The sequence below is a fragment of the Kouleothrix sp. genome (assembly GCF_046328425.1).
Classification (GTDB): Bacteria; Chloroflexota; Chloroflexia; order Chloroflexales; family Roseiflexaceae; genus Kouleothrix.
Genome location: NZ_JAXLWP010000013.1, coordinates 93,629 through 107,199, shown reverse-complemented (window position 1 = coordinate 107,199; position 13,571 = coordinate 93,629). Strand labels below are relative to the sequence as shown.

General features: G+C 65.7%; 15 protein-coding genes. 4 read left to right on the top strand and 11 right to left on the bottom strand.

The window, feature by feature from the left end; all coding sequences use genetic code 11:
* Positions 1-591: a hypothetical protein gene (locus tag U0177_RS13735; protein WP_409571205.1), complete on the bottom strand. Its 591-nt coding sequence runs from the start codon at positions 589-591 to the stop codon at positions 1-3.
* Positions 592-884: 293 nt separating this feature from the next.
* Here U0177_RS13735 and U0177_RS13730 point away from each other — a divergent pair, with 293 nt between their 5' ends.
* Positions 885-1,877: a hypothetical protein gene (locus tag U0177_RS13730; protein ID WP_409571204.1), complete on the top strand. Its 993-nt coding sequence runs from the start codon at positions 885-887 to the stop codon at positions 1,875-1,877.
* A gap of 227 nt (positions 1,878-2,104) precedes the next feature.
* Here the strand turns inward: U0177_RS13730 and U0177_RS13725 are convergent, their stop codons facing one another.
* The 10 genes from U0177_RS13725 to moaC all read right to left on the bottom strand — a co-directional run bounded on the left by U0177_RS13725 (position 2,105) and on the right by moaC (position 11,462).
* Positions 2,105-3,244: an acyl-CoA dehydrogenase gene (locus tag U0177_RS13725; RefSeq protein ID WP_409571203.1), complete on the bottom strand. Its 1,140-nt coding sequence runs from the start codon at positions 3,242-3,244 to the stop codon at positions 2,105-2,107.
* 101 nt (positions 3,245-3,345) lie between these two features.
* Complete coding sequence (locus tag U0177_RS13720) at positions 3,346-4,461, bottom strand: citrate/2-methylcitrate synthase (protein WP_409571202.1); 1,116 nt, start codon at positions 4,459-4,461, stop codon at positions 3,346-3,348.
* A gap of 204 nt (positions 4,462-4,665) precedes the next feature.
* Positions 4,666-4,896 carry an Lrp/AsnC family transcriptional regulator gene (locus U0177_RS13715; RefSeq protein ID WP_409571201.1) on the bottom strand — a complete coding sequence of 77 codons (231 nt, stop codon included), beginning with the start codon at positions 4,894-4,896 and terminating at the stop codon, positions 4,666-4,668.
* A gap of 101 nt (positions 4,897-4,997) precedes the next feature.
* Positions 4,998-5,783 (bottom strand): tryptophan synthase subunit alpha, encoded by a 786-nt coding sequence (gene trpA, locus U0177_RS13710; protein ID WP_409571200.1) that lies wholly within the window; start codon positions 5,781-5,783, stop codon positions 4,998-5,000.
* A gap of 35 nt (positions 5,784-5,818) precedes the next feature.
* Positions 5,819-7,156 carry an MFS transporter gene (locus tag U0177_RS13705; RefSeq protein ID WP_409571199.1) on the bottom strand — a complete coding sequence of 446 codons (1,338 nt, stop codon included), beginning with the start codon at positions 7,154-7,156 and terminating at the stop codon, positions 5,819-5,821.
* 76 nt (positions 7,157-7,232) lie between these two features.
* Complete coding sequence (locus U0177_RS13700; protein ID WP_409571198.1) at positions 7,233-7,898, bottom strand: CDP-alcohol phosphatidyltransferase family protein; 666 nt, start codon at positions 7,896-7,898, stop codon at positions 7,233-7,235.
* Between the two features lie 62 nt (positions 7,899-7,960).
* A complete protein-coding gene (locus U0177_RS13695) occupies positions 7,961-10,201 on the bottom strand; it encodes a protein O-mannosyl-transferase family (RefSeq protein ID WP_409571197.1) in 2,241 nt (746 codons plus the stop codon).
* Between the two features lie 166 nt (positions 10,202-10,367).
* Positions 10,368-10,586 carry a hypothetical protein gene (locus U0177_RS13690; protein ID WP_409571196.1) on the bottom strand — a complete coding sequence of 73 codons (219 nt, stop codon included), beginning with the start codon at positions 10,584-10,586 and terminating at the stop codon, positions 10,368-10,370.
* 10 nt (positions 10,587-10,596) lie between these two features.
* Positions 10,597-10,887 (bottom strand): hypothetical protein, encoded by a 291-nt coding sequence (locus U0177_RS13685; protein ID WP_409571195.1) that lies wholly within the window; start codon positions 10,885-10,887, stop codon positions 10,597-10,599.
* Positions 10,888-10,964: 77 nt separating this feature from the next.
* Entirely contained in the window at positions 10,965-11,462 is a 498-nt protein-coding gene (moaC, locus tag U0177_RS13680; RefSeq protein WP_409571194.1) for a cyclic pyranopterin monophosphate synthase MoaC, read from the bottom strand.
* A 302-nt stretch (positions 11,463-11,764) separates the two neighbouring features.
* Between moaC and mraZ the strand changes: the two genes are divergently transcribed.
* From mraZ to U0177_RS13665, 3 genes are read left to right on the top strand one after another with little or no spacing between them, the layout of a single operon-like run.
* Positions 11,765-12,196, top strand: coding sequence for a division/cell wall cluster transcriptional repressor MraZ (gene mraZ, locus U0177_RS13675; protein ID WP_409571193.1), 432 nt, complete (start codon positions 11,765-11,767; stop codon positions 12,194-12,196).
* A gap of 23 nt (positions 12,197-12,219) precedes the next feature.
* A complete protein-coding gene (rsmH, locus tag U0177_RS13670) occupies positions 12,220-13,155 on the top strand; it encodes a 16S rRNA (cytosine(1402)-N(4))-methyltransferase RsmH (protein ID WP_409571192.1) in 936 nt (311 codons plus the stop codon).
* A gap of 10 nt (positions 13,156-13,165) precedes the next feature.
* Positions 13,166-13,546, top strand: a complete 381-nt coding sequence (locus U0177_RS13665) for a hypothetical protein (RefSeq protein WP_409571191.1) — start codon at positions 13,166-13,168, stop codon at positions 13,544-13,546.
* Positions 13,547-13,571: the final 25 nt, after the last annotated feature.

Genomic DNA, 13,571 nt, shown 5'->3' with positions numbered 1-13,571 from the left:
CTACGTTATCGGGCGGAGTGCAACCACGTTGATCGTCACGTCGTAGTTGTTCGGCCCGCAGGTTGGTAGCCGGCGCGTACTCAGCAGCCGCCGCCAATATTCAAAATCGGTTACATTTGGCTGCACCTGCCGGCGGTAGACAATGCTTGTTGGGTAGCCCAGCTGCGGATCGTAGGCGACGCTGCCCTGCACCACCCGATAGCACGAGCACGATTGCAGCGAGCTGTAGCACGGCGTTGGCCGATCCAGCAGCTCGCTGATCTCGAACAACCGCGCCACTGTCGTCACCCCGATCCACGAAACCCTGCAGCTATTCGCCACGATGCGCCGCAGCCGCTCGCCGTCGGTCTCGAGCTCCTGCGCGCATGAATTACCGCCATACTCAATCCGAATGGCGATACGATAGCTGGCAAACGCGCGCGCGACCCAGCGCTGCTGCGCCTCAGCGCGGCGCTGGGCCGGCGAGGCCGACCACGAGAGCATGCCGATCGACACGCAGCTGCCAACGAGCAGCAGCCCGGCGAGCAGCAGCCCGGCGCTACGGCCTACCAGCCGCATTGGCTCGCGTACAAACTGTGAACAAAGATTCATCGTACGCCAATTGGCTAAAGGCTATTACAAAGCCATACCATCTGCCGCGCATAACAAAATTGATAACTTTGCATTATCGTAACAATCACAGTTTGCGCATCTGGGTACGCTACTCTGGATCATTAACAGAACGTACGCGGCCGCCTTCAGCGCGGGATGTCTGGGGGCACATCACCCGCACGAGCCTTACGAGTAACACAAATGAGGCATTTGTCGAGCTTACATTTTTACTTTCTGCCTCGTAGAGAGGATCAACAGTGGAACGAAGGCAACGAGTCGCAATAACAATCGCTGTGTGTCTTGTCGTCATACTTGTAACCATCGGCTTCACCGACCTGATCACACCTAATATTGCCATCCTGGCCTCGGGCGGCTACGTGCCGCTGCTGGGCGGTGGCTCAGGAAGCTCGAGTGGCGGCCTGCTCGACCCGGCGTTTCTTGGCGCCGAGAGCGAGCGCTCTGGCCTGGCCAACACGCTATTCGACGACCCTACCGCCCAGGCCGCCGAGCCGACCGCTACCGCGTATATCGCGGCTGAGGCCGGGCCATTCGGCAACTCGGCGCAGCTCGAGGTTGAGCCGACGCTCATCCGGCCGCCAGTCATCGCCAGCGCAACACCAACTGTGCCAAGCGGCAGCACCGCCCAGCCCGGCAGCGCAAGCCCGGCTGCCGGCGGCGGCTCGCAGCCTACCAGCACCAGCGGCACCAGCGCATCGCCAGGCCAGCCAACCGACACCGGCTCGACGGGGATCCTGCGTCGCGCCACCCCGACCAGCCCGCCGGCTACCAGCACGCCGGTGCTGCCGGGCCGCGGCACAGCCCAGCCGAGCCCCACCACGCGCCCGCAGACGACGCAGGTGCCTAGCAGCACGGCCGTAGCGCCATCATCCACCAGCATACCAGCAAGCAGCACGCCAGTGCCGCCGACATTCACGCCGTCGGTTACGCGCACGCCGACTGCGACACGCACGCCGACTGCGACGCGCACGCCAGTGACACCGACGAGCACACCGGTGCCGCCGACGCGCACACCGGTGCCACCGACGAGCACACCAGTGCCACCGACGAGCACACCAGTGCCACCGACGAACACACCGGTGCCGCCGACCGACACGCCGGTGCCACCGACGAACACACCGGTGCCGCCGACCGACACGCCTGAACCGCCGACCGACACGCCGGTGCCGCCGACCGACACGCCGGAACCGCCGACCGACACGCCGGTGCTACCCGCCCCGCCGCTGCTGCCGGCGCTGTGCCCACCAATTTGCCTATCGATCCGCTAATACGCTCTTCGCTTGATCACGTATAGATTGTATTGCGCTGCGTGGCTTTGCCACGCAGCGCAATACAAAAAGATGGGTGAGGCGACTTCGCCGCCCTCAAACCCCCACCAAAGTGTAAGTAATCAAGCGAATTTGGTATCATACGCCATCGGACAAGCGCGCGAAAGCAGATACCGCCGTGGCTTCAAGCCACGGCGGTATCTGCTTTCGCGCGCCGTAGCCCTGTGCTACCTTGCGATCTCGCGCGAGATCACCAGGCGCTGGATCTCGCTGGTGCCCTCGTAGATCTCGGTAATCTTGGCATCGCGGAAGAAGCGCTCGACCGGATACTCCTTTGAGTAGCCATTCGAGCCGTGCACCTGCACCGCTTTGGTAGCCGTCCACATCGCGGTTTCCGAGGCGTACAGCTTGGCCATCGAAGCAGCCGCCACATAATCGAGGTGGTTATCTTTACGCCAGGCAGCCTCGTACGTCAGCAGCCGCGCAGCCTTGATGCGCGTGGCCATATCGGCAAGAGTGAAGCCCACGCCCTCGAACTCGATGATCGGCTTGCCGAACTGCTCGCGAAGCTTGGCATATTCGAGCGCGGCCTCGTAGGCGCCCTGCGCGATGCCGACCGCCTGCGCCGCGATACCGATGCGGCCGGCGTTCAGGATCGTCATGGCGATCTTGAAGCCCTGGCCCTCGGCGCCAAGCCGCCGCCAGGCCGGCACGCGATAGTTATCGTAGGCCATCTGGCACGAGTGTGCGCTGCGAATGCCGAGCTTATGCTCAACTTTTACAACGCTGCAGCCGGGGGCGTGGGTGTCGACAAGGAACGCGCTGATGCCGCGTACGCCCTGCGACGGGTCGGTCATGGCCATGAGAATAATCGTGTCGGCGTGGTCGCCGTTGGTCACCCAGTTTTTGATCCCGTTGATCACATACTCGTCGCCATCACGCACCGCGCTGGTCTTCTGGGCGGCCGCGTCCGAGCCGGCGCCCGGCTCGGAGAGCGAGAACGCGCCGAGGGCGCGGCCAGCCGCCAGTGGCGCCAGCAGCTCGCGCTTCTGCTCCTCGGTGCCAAACTTTTCGAGGCCATAGCATACCAGCGAGTTGTTCACCGAGGCAATCACGCCGAGCGAGGCGTCGACGCGCGAAAGCTCTTCGACCACAATCGCGTACGAGATGTAGTCGAGCGCCGCGCCGCCGTACTCTTCGCCGATCGCCACGCCCAGAAAGCCGAGCTGGCCCATTTTTTTCACCAGCTCGGTTGGCCATTCCATCGCCTCATCGCGCGCCGCAGCGCTCGGCTTGGCCTCTTTCTCGGCGAAGTCGCGCACGGCCTGGCGCAAAAGCTCGTGATCGTCGGTTGGCGCAAAATTCATAATGATACCTCCTTGTATCGTATTGGTATTGGCCGGCCGCGCTGGCTAGTCGGCGGCCCGGCAAGATCAGGCTGCCGCAGAGCGCCCGAGCGCACACCGCGCTAGCGGCGCTCGGCCATTGGCGTGTATTGCACGTCCATTGGGCCAATATACTCGGATTCCGGCCGGATCAGGCGGTTGTCGCTATACTGCTCGTAGACGTGCGCCGTCCAGCCGGCAACGCGGCTGATCGCGAAGATCGGGGTGAACAGGTCGATCGGTATGCCCAGCGTATAGTACACCGAGGCCGAGTAGAAATCGACATTTACCGGCAGCGGCTTGGATTCCTGCACCAGCACGCGGATGCGCTCGGACATATCGTACCACTTGCGATTGCCCGACGACTCGGCCAGCTCGCGCGAAAGCCGCTGCAGCCACGCGGCGCGCGGGTCGTCGGCCTTGTAGACGCGGTGGCCAAAGCCCATGATCTTCTTTTTGGCGTTCACGGCCCCGCGAATGTACTGGTCGACGCGGTCGACCTGGCCGATCTCGCGCAGCATGTGCATCACCTGCTCGTTGGCGCCGCCGTGCAGCGGGCCTTTGAGCGTGCCAAGCGCCGAGGTAATCGCCGAGTGCAGATCCGAGAGCGTCGAGGCGGTGATGCGCGCCGAGAACGTCGAGGCGTTCAGGCCGTGATCGGCGTGCAAGATCAGGCAGGTATCGAGCACCTGGGCCGATTTCGCGTCGGGCTCCTTGCCGGTGAGCATATACAGGAAGTTGGCGGCGTGCCCAAGCGTGTTGTGCGGCAGAATCGGCCACTGGCCCTTGCGAATGCGATCCCACGCCGCCACGATCGTCGGCATCGAGGCCGTCAGGCGCGTGGATTTGTGCACATTCGCCTCGAGCGAATTATCGAGGTCGTCGGGGTCGTAGGAAGAAAGCGCCGACACGGCGGTGCGCAGCACTTCCATGGGCGCGGTCTTCTTGGGCAGCGACATAAGCAGGGCGAGGATCTCGTTGGGGATCTGGCGGTTCTCGAGAAACTTGCGCTGAAAGCTCTCGAACTGGCCGGCCGTGGGCAGCTTGCCATACCACAGCAGCGCCGTGGTTTCTTCAAATGTCGAGTGCTGCGCCAGGTCGTTGATATCAATGCCACGATAGAACAAACGGCCGTTGATGCCGTCGATGTAGCTAATCGCCGTCGCGGCCGCGACGATGCCTTCAAGGCCCTTGCCCATCGGTTTCCCTTTCTTTCAGCAGCCGATAGCGTGGCTTACGCAGTTGGCGCGCTCAGCCTGCGGCGGAGCATCGGAGTGCCATGCTGCCGCAGGCAAACGTGCTTCATTGAGATGCCGGATAATGCAACTGCGTACGTCGGAATAAGCACGAATGAGAAAGGACGAATGCCGGGCGGTTCGTCCTTTCTCATTCGCTCTTTATTGTTAGATAGCAAGGCATGTTACGGTGCGCTTGATACCTGCGACAGCGTGGAAGTCGTTCATCACCAGGCGGCCGACATCGCGCGACTCGGCGGTTTCGATCGTGACGATCACGTCGTAGGGGCCAGTCACCGCATCGACGTGCGTTACCCCTGGCAGGCTCGCGAGCGCGGCGATCACCTGAGCAACCTGGCCGGCCTCGGCTTCGATCAGCACATACGCCCTGGCTTGCATAGCGTGCTCCTGGACTCGAGCGCCGCAAGCGGCACGCACGCGCCGCCCGATTACGGCTGGCAACTGCGGCACATTATAGCACAGCGCCCTGGACGGGCAGGTTACAGCCTCAGGCCGCGCACGAAAGCTTCGGCCGCACCAACCTGGCCATCGGGCGGCGCGCCTTCGATCTGGTTGATCAGCGCGCTTGCGACGATCGCGCCGTCGGCGTAGGCGCCCACCTGGCGCACATGCGCGGCACTGCTAATGCCAAAGCCGACTACCAAAGGCAGATCGGTGTGGCGGCGCACCCGCGCCAGGAAATCGGGCAAGCCCGGCCACAGCTCGCGGCGCGCGCCGGTGACGCCGGTGAGCGACACGCAGTAGATGAAGCCGCTGGCCATGCCGGCGATAGTGGCGAGGCGCTCGTCGGGGGTGGTGGGCGCCACGAAGAAGATCAGGTCGAGGCCGGCAGCGCGGCACAGCGCCTGGCACTCGCCAGCCTCTTCGGGCGGCAGGTCGGGGATGATCAGGCCATCGGCGCCGGCAGCGGCGGCGTCGGCCACCAGCCTGGGCAGGCCATAGCGCAGGAACGGGTTGAAGTAGCCCATCATCACCAGCGGCGCACGCACGCCACGGCGGCGCAGCTCGGCGACCGTTTCGATGCAGGTGCCTAGGCGCACGCCATTGGCCAGCGCGCGCTCGGCGGCACGCTGGATGGTCGCGCCATCGGCCAGCGGGTCGGAGAATGGCACACCCAGCTCGAACAGGTCGGCGCCGGCAGCCTCGAGCGCGGGCGCCAGGTCGAGCGCTGTGTCGCGCTCGGGAAAGCCGACCATCAGGTATGGCATCAGCGCGGCGCGGCCCTCGGCCTTGAGGCGCGCGAAGGTTTCGGAAATTCGGCTCATAGCTACCTCAGCTTATTCAAACGGCCTGGCAGGCGCTACCTGGCGCCCCTCACCTGATGCACCAGCACGGTGCCAAGCACGAAGTACACAAACGCGAGCGCGAATAGCACGGTGTAGCCAAGGTTCGCCCAGCCGGCGCCATGCCCGACGCGCTGAAACGTGTCGAGCAGCACGCCGCCGATCGGCACGGCCAGCACTTGCGGCAGCGTAAACGACACGTGCCAGACGCCCATGTCCTTGGCGTAATCATCTTCGCTCGGCAGCACATCGCTGGCCAGCGCCCAGTCGACGGCCTGGTAGGCGCCGTAGCCTAGGCCAAACACAAAGCCCATCAGCACCGCCAGCTCGAAGCCGCTGGCGAACAGAAACACCAGCACCACCGCCGCCTGCAGGCCGCCGCTCAGGTAGACGATGCGCTTGCGGCCGTAGCGGTCGGAGAGCACGCCAGCCACCAGCGAGCTGAGGATCGCGCCAAGCAGCAGCGGCAGCACAAAGAACGACGTGGCCCCGGCCGCGTCGCCGGCCAGCTTCACGCCGAAAAAGGTGTAGTTGAACTGCGCCGCGCCGCCGGCGATCACATCCTTCATATAGAACAGGAGAAACGACTGCACGGTAAACGTGCCCAACGTTATAAGAAAGCGCGTCCAGAACACCCAGCTAAAATCGCGCGATCGGAACGGCTCGACCAGGCCGCGCAGAAACGCGCCCCAGCGAAACGGCGGCACGCTGGGCGGCTCGGGCTCGTGCACTGTGAGCACGGTGCCGAGCATGCCGATCAGCATGATCGCGGCGATAATGGCATACGCCCCGGTGATTCCGCCGATCAGCGGCAGCACCAGCCCAGTGATACCGCCAAGGAAGTTGCCGAGCATCAGCATCAGGCCCATCCAGCCGCTGGCTGAGCCGCGCTGCGCGGGCGGCACCAGATCGGGGATCATACCCGAGTACGGCGCGGTAGCCAGGTTGTTCAGCAGCTCGATCCAGATAAACGCCAGAATATACGGCACCAGCGCCGACGGCGCGCTGGGAATAAGCGCCAGCGCCACCAGGCCCAGCACATTGCCGAGCGTGCCGGCCACCAGAAACGGCCTGCGGCGGCCCCAGCGCGTGCGCACGCGGTCGCTCCACGCGCCGAACAGCGGCGCCACGATCATCGAGGCAAAGGCGCCAATCGACAAGATCTGGCCGAGCGTGGTGCCCTTGAACTCGGCGCCGCCGATCAGCTCGGCCTGGAGCGGCAGCAGCGTGATCAGAATAGCCGTCCAGTGCGCGTTGGTGGCGAACCAGTACAGGCTCAACGCGGCCTGCTGCCAGGTGCTCATGCGCGGCCGATCGATGGGCGCAGAAATCGAAGGGGCGATCGCGTCGGCCATGACGTGCTCCTTGTTCAACCAGGCATACAGTGGATGGGAGTATTGTAACGCAAAACCGCCGCGACGCGGCGGCGCGCTACTTGGAGGCGGGCTTGCGCGGCGGGGCCACCGGCGCGGGTGGGCGGGCCTCGGGGGCCAGCTTGCCGCTGAGCAGCGGCCAGGCTTTCCAGAAGTACTCGGCGCCTGAGAATGCCGTCCAGACGATCGTCAGGAACATCGGCACCGGCCACAGGCTGAATAGCCACGAGATCACCGCAGCCAGGCCAGCATATGCGGGGGCGGCGCGAAAGGCCACAGCATCGGGGCCGTTGAACGCAGCGGCCAGCAGGCACCATACCAGCGCCGTCACCGTAATCACCAGCTTTTGCTTGCCATACTGGCGCGCCGAGATCACCTCGCCCTCGGCTGCGGCGAACGAGCGCAGCCCCGACACGGCAAAGTCGCGCACGATGATCAGCAGCGCGATCCAGCCCGAAATCAGGCCGGCTTCGACCATGGGGATGAGCGCGCCCGCGACGAAGATTTTATCGGAGATCGTGTCGAGAAACACGCCCAACGGCGAAACCACACCCATACGCCGGGCCAGCGGGCCATCGGCAATATCGCTGATCGCCATCACCAGCAGCAGCACCACGGCGCTATAGTAGCCCGCAGCGGTATTCAGCAGGATCAGCCACACGAGCAGCGGCGTCGTGACGATCCGAAAGATTCCGAGCAAGTTAGGCAAACTACGTGCTAGCACTAGAACCTCCTGTTGGCGAGCCTGCGACCATTATACTCCCGATGCGGGTGGTTTGTTTCAGGCTACTCGCCAACATCGACTTGGCCGAGCACCAGGCGCGTACCGCCGATCACCTGGCCGGCGCTGCGCACCGGCAGCCGGGCTTCTTCGGCCGGGTTGCCCGCCGGGTACACGCCCAGCAGCAGGGTGTAGCGCCCAGGCGGCAGGGCGGCTGGTAGCGCAATCGATCGCTCGTCGTGCAGCGGATCGCCCACGTGCCAGGTGCTGGTTTGCCCGGCGGGGTAGTAGCCGTCGAGCGGCCGGCGATCGTCCTGCGCGAGCGGAGGGGCATCGCAGTCGCGGCACAGGTGCAGAAACATGGTGTAGTCGCGCGTGGGCGGGGTGGCGGCGGCCCAGAACAGCGTGATCGGCAGGCGCCCACCGGGGCGTAGCCTGCCGCCAAGCGGGGTGATGCTGTAGCCACGTAGGCCGATCTCGCCGCCAAACACCGCATCCAGCGGCACGGCCGGCTGCGGGATGGCCGCCGCGCCTTTCTGCTGATAGCGCGAGGGGAAGCTGGCGCACATCACCTCGACGCCGACAAATACATCGCCGCCGCACGGCCAGGTGCGCTGGTTGCTGGCATACTGGAAGCGCAGGCCCAGCACGCCGTACTTATCGGGCCGGCTGGGCGGGTCGACGCGCTGGCGCTGTTCGGCGGGCAGCTGCTCCCACGCGGCGCGCAGTTCGGCCAGCGTCTTAGGCGGGTCGATCGTGCGGGCATGCTCGGGCGCAATCAGCATCAGCATGCGCGTGTGGCCGCGCGCCGCGGCGTCGAAATCTTTCTCGTACTCGCGGCGGTAGCACTCGACCGGCACGCGCTGGCGCATGCAGTCGCCCTGGCCCAACACGTTAAACCGCACCGGCTGGGGCAGCGGGTCGGGCGTGACGCGGGGCGCATAGTAGCGCCACAGCGGCTCGACGTAGTATGGGTGCAGGATCAGCAGATCGTCGGGGTGAGCGCGCGCGGCAATTGCCGCAATGCCGTCGCGCCACTGCTCTTTCACCGGCGCGCCCGAGAACAGGCCGTGCTCGGGCTGCAGCAGCACCGCCGCATTCACCAGCAGCACGGCGGCGTAGGCGCTGCCTGGCAGCAGCAATGGCAGCCGTGGCCGCAGCGCCGCGACCGCAGCAGCCCGGCCCGGCGCGCGCCGGGCGGCGTAGCCTAGCGGGTAGGCCAGCAGCATAGCCCAGGCGGGGAACGCGACCGTGACATAGCGCGACTCGAACAGGCGCACCAGGCTCAGGGCAGCGGCAAACAGCAGCAGTGGCGCGGCGAATAGGCAGGTGATCGCAATCGCCGCGCGGTCGCCGCGCCAGGAGTCGCGCGCCAGCAGCACCAGGCCCACCAGCGTCAGCGCCAGCGCGGGCAGCGCCCACGCCAGCAGTGGCAGGCCAAGCCAGCCGCCGATATCGCCGCGGTCGAGCGCGAAATGGGCGAACGACAGCCACAAGCCGGCGAGCGGCCCGGCGGGTATGTGCCCGCTGCCGCCACGGCTTTCGACGCCGACGGCGCGCACAGTGCCGAACACCGCCGCCGCCGCGCCCAGCAGCGCGCCGGCCAGCAGCATCCAGCGCCCGCCCAGCCGATCGCGCGGAAACGGCCAGGCCAGCACCAGTGCGAGCATCGCCGCGCAGATCGCCAGCAGCGCCAGGCGGTGCACGAAGATGCTCGCCAGCGCCACCACAAGCAGCACCAGCCAGTCGCGCGCGGCGGCGCTGCGCAGCGCCCGCAGCAGCGCCCAGCCGAGCAGCGCCGCGCACAGCAGGAGCAAGCTGTACACCTTGGCATCCTGGGCTTGCCACAGCGCGAACGGCGCGGTGGCGAGCAGCAGCGGCGCCGGCGTAGCGCCAAGGGCCAGGAGCCGCGAGCCACGCGGCCGGCCCTGCATCGCTCCCAGCTCGAGCGCCGCGAGATAGCTCGCCGCCACTGCGGCGGCGCCGGCAAGCGCCGAGGGAAAGCGCAGCGCCCACTCCGAGTCGCCGGCGAGCGCCACCCAGCCCTTGAGCAGCAGGTGGTACAGCGGGTAGGCCGCATTCGGGCTGAACAGGTCGGCCAGCAGCGCCGCCCAGCCCTTGCCAGTCACCTCAGCCCAGGTGCCGCCCTCGTCGAGCCACAGGCTCTGCGCGCCCAGGCGGTAGAGCCGCAGCGCCAGCGCCAATGCAAACAGCAGCACGCCGACAACGGCCTGGCTGTGCTGGCGCCACAGCCGCAGCACGGGGGCCAGGGCAAGGCGCGCAGGCGTGTGATCGGGCTGGTTCATGGCGTACATGGTCGTATCGAGGCAAGCCGACGGAGCAATCGCCGGATTGTACCCGAGGCACAGGGGGTGGTCAAATCGCGGGCATAAAAAATCACGAGGGCTGCGCCGCCCCCGTGATTAGCACCGATAGCCTGGTAGGTTATGTGGCCGCACCGCTGGTGCGCGGCTACACACGCTTCGCATCTTCCCAGCCAACCCAGAAATTATTGCGCCGAATGTAGCCCTCGCTGCGCACAAGCACACCGCTGATCTCGGCACGATCGGCCTCGTTGACCAGCACGACGTTTGGGCGCGTCTTGAAACGATCGGTGTAGGCGTGGATCGCCTCTTCGATCTTGATCGACGCCGATTTTTTAGGATTGTCGTCGAACCACCCGAGATACATACCTGCCCTCCTATACGCTCACATGCCACGTCCCTAGCCGGACATCCTGAAACAGCACAAAGCACTGCTCCGGGCCGCAGATTACCTCAAAATAGCGCCGGCCCGAGCGCTCCCACACACGCGCGACCACGCGCACACGCCGCAGGTCGCCGCGCCAGCGAAACCGGTGCGGCAAAAAGTTGAACCGCTGATCGACCACGTCGACCGGTTCGGCGCGCCGCCAGAGTGCGCCGAGACCGGATAGCACACGGCCAAGCAGCCCCGCAGGCGCCGGAGCGAGTGCGCTGATTCGCTGAACCATGGCGCATTGTCCTTCTGTTCATCGTCGGCAAGCTCTGCGTATAGTATATCAGAACATTTGTTCTTGTCAATATTGGATCACGATTCAAGGATCCATTCCCCACTTTTCCCCCCACGTTTCTGGGCCAGGCGAATATCGCTGATACGCATCTGGCGATCGACGGCTTTGCACATATCGTAGATCGTCAGCGCGGCCGCGCTCACCGCCGTCAGCGCCTCCATCTCGACACCGGTTTTGCCGGTGGTACGCACGGTGGCCTCGATCAGCACGGCCGCGCCGTCGGCACCGGCCGCAGCCTTGGGCGTCAGCTCCAGCGCTACGTGCGTAAGCATCAGCGGGTGGCACAGCGGGATCAAGTCGGGCGTGCGCTTGGCGGCCATGATGCCGGCTACCCGCGCCACCGCCAGCACATCGCCCTTGGGCATTCCACCGGCCACAATCAGCTCCAGCGTGGCCGGCTGCATCAGCACGGCGCCACGCGCCACTGCCTCGCGCCGGGTGCTGTCTTTCTCGCCCACATCCACCATGCGCGCGCGGCCGGCCGCGTCGAGGTGGGTTAGCTCATGCTCGCTCATAGCTGCTCCTTTGCCTTTGCCTTCGGCATTCTGTATTCGCCATTGCAGGTGCGAGCGCCAGCCCGAAGCACAGCGACCAGCGCTTGCGGTGCGTCACTATAGCAATCACGCCTGGCGCGGTCAAGATAGCCATGCCCTTGCTAAAGCCGCTCGTAAGCCCAATATTACAAGATATTCCCTAAAATCACGTGCATCTCTATTGAAAAAGCGGGGTTAGTGGTATATAATGTGCAAACTTATGGGGAATTGTGGGGCAAAGTGGGGAAGCAGTAGAACTTATGTTCTAAAGGCAAGCGCGCACTGTGTTTCTAGGCGAGTACGAGCACAACCTCGACGACAAAGGCCGGCTGGCCGTCCCCTCGCGCTTCCGCGACGAGCTGGGCGACGGCGTAGTGGTCACACGCGGCTTCGACCGCTGTCTGATGGGGTTTCCGCGTAGCGCCTGGGAAGGGCTGGCCCAGCGCGTGAACGAGCTGTCGCTGGGGCAGGCCGAGGCGCGCAATCTGCGCCGGCACCTGTTCTCGGGCGCGGCCGACCTGGCGCTCGACCGGCAGGGGCGCATTTTGATCCCGCAGAACCTGCGCGAGTACGCCGGCCTTGGCGACCAGGTGATTGTGGCCGGGCTGAGCACGCACTTTGAAATCTGGGCGATGGGCAACTGGGGCCAGGTGCTCGAGTCGCTCGACACCAGCGCCAGCACGATCGCCGAGCAGCTTTCCGCCTTGGGGATTTGACCCCGCCAGTTGCAGCTTGAGCTATGGATAACCGCGAGCCACTCAATCTGCAATTCCGGCACGTGCCGGTGCTGCTGAGCGAGGTGATCGCCGGGCTGGCGCCGCGCGACGGCGGCAGCTATATCGACGCGACGCTCGGCGGCGGCGGGCACGCCCTGGCGATGCTGGCGGCCAGCGCGCCGAACGGCCGGCTGCTTGGCCTCGACGCCGACCCGGCCGCGCTAGCCGCCGCCAGGGCGCGGCTGGCAATCTATAGCGGGCGCACTACGCTGGTACATGGCAACTTTCGCGAGATCGGCCGGCTGGCGCGCGAGCACGGTTTCGCCGCCGTCGACGGCATCTTGCTCGATCTGGGCGTCTCGTCGTACCAGCTCGATACGCCTGAGCGCGGCTTTTCGTTCGCCGCCGACGCGCCGCTGGATATGCGGCTCGACCCGACGCAGGGCGAAACGGCGGCGGATCTGGTGAACGAGATGCCCGAGGCCGAGCTGGCCGACCTGATCTTCAACTATGGCGAAGAGCGCGGCGCGCGACGAGTGGCGCGCCTGGTCGCCGAGGCACGCCGCAAGCGGCCGATCACCAGCACTGCCGAGCTGGCCGGGCTGGTCGAGCGAGCGCTGGGCGGGCGGCACGGCAAAATTCACCCAGCCACGCGCACATTCCAGGCGCTGCGCATCGCCGTCAATCGCGAGCTCGAAAGCCTCGAAACGGCGCTGCCGCAGGCTATCGAGCTACTGGCGCCGGGTGGGCGCATCGCGGTGATCGCGTTCCACTCGCTCGAAGACCGGATCGCCAAGCTGTTCTTTCGCGCCGAGTCGGGCTATGGCGGCAGCGAGCGCAACCAGCTGGCGATCGTCACAAAGAAACCGATCGTGGCCGCGGCCGACGAGGCGCGCAGCAACCCACGCAGCCGGAGTGCCAAGCTGCGCATCGCCGAGAAGCTGAACCCAGAGAGATGAGAGGCAGATCATGGCCGTCAACATCCGACAGCTCTTTCCCATCCAGCAGGCGCGCGTGCGGCGCAGTCAGCTCGCGCGCTACCTGCAGCTCGATGGTGGGCGCTACCTGATCGCTGCGGCGGTGATCTTCGCGCTGCTCAGCCTGATCTCGCTCGGGCAGACGGGCCGGCTGGCCACGCAGGGCTACGAGCTGGTGAACCTGCAGAATACCCAGAAGCTGCTGCTGCGCGAGCACGGCACACTGCAGCTCCAGCTCTCCGAAGCCGAGTCGCTGCTGAAGATCGAAGGCCGCGCCAAATCGCTGAATATGCAGCCAATGCAGCCCAACCAGGTGCGCTACATTACGATCGCGCCGCCGGCCGTGCCGGGCGTACAGGCCGAGGGGCGCTAGAGCGCCGGCAAGCATTCGCTCGATA

Coding starts and splice junctions, on each gene's coding strand:
- U0177_RS13690 (WP_409571196.1), bottom strand. CDS start 10,586: ATGTATCTCGGGTGGTTCGACGACAATCCTAAAAAATCGGCGTCGATC.
- U0177_RS13705 (WP_409571199.1), bottom strand. CDS start 7,156: ATGGCCGACGCGATCGCCCCTTCGATTTCTGCGCCCATCGATCGGCCG.
- U0177_RS13715 (WP_409571201.1), bottom strand. CDS start 4,896: ATGCAAGCCAGGGCGTATGTGCTGATCGAAGCCGAGGCCGGCCAGGTT.
- U0177_RS13735 (WP_409571205.1), bottom strand. CDS start 591: ATGAATCTTTGTTCACAGTTTGTACGCGAGCCAATGCGGCTGGTAGGC.
- trpA (WP_409571200.1), bottom strand. CDS start 5,783: ATGAGCCGAATTTCCGAAACCTTCGCGCGCCTCAAGGCCGAGGGCCGC.
- U0177_RS13685 (WP_409571195.1), bottom strand. CDS start 10,887: ATGGTTCAGCGAATCAGCGCACTCGCTCCGGCGCCTGCGGGGCTGCTT.
- U0177_RS13665 (WP_409571191.1), top strand. CDS start 13,166: ATGGCCGTCAACATCCGACAGCTCTTTCCCATCCAGCAGGCGCGCGTG.
- U0177_RS13725 (WP_409571203.1), bottom strand. CDS start 3,244: ATGAATTTTGCGCCAACCGACGATCACGAGCTTTTGCGCCAGGCCGTG.
- rsmH (WP_409571192.1), top strand. CDS start 12,220: ATGGATAACCGCGAGCCACTCAATCTGCAATTCCGGCACGTGCCGGTG.
- U0177_RS13695 (WP_409571197.1), bottom strand. CDS start 10,201: ATGAACCAGCCCGATCACACGCCTGCGCGCCTTGCCCTGGCCCCCGTG.
- U0177_RS13720 (WP_409571202.1), bottom strand. CDS start 4,461: ATGGGCAAGGGCCTTGAAGGCATCGTCGCGGCCGCGACGGCGATTAGC.
- moaC (WP_409571194.1), bottom strand. CDS start 11,462: ATGAGCGAGCATGAGCTAACCCACCTCGACGCGGCCGGCCGCGCGCGC.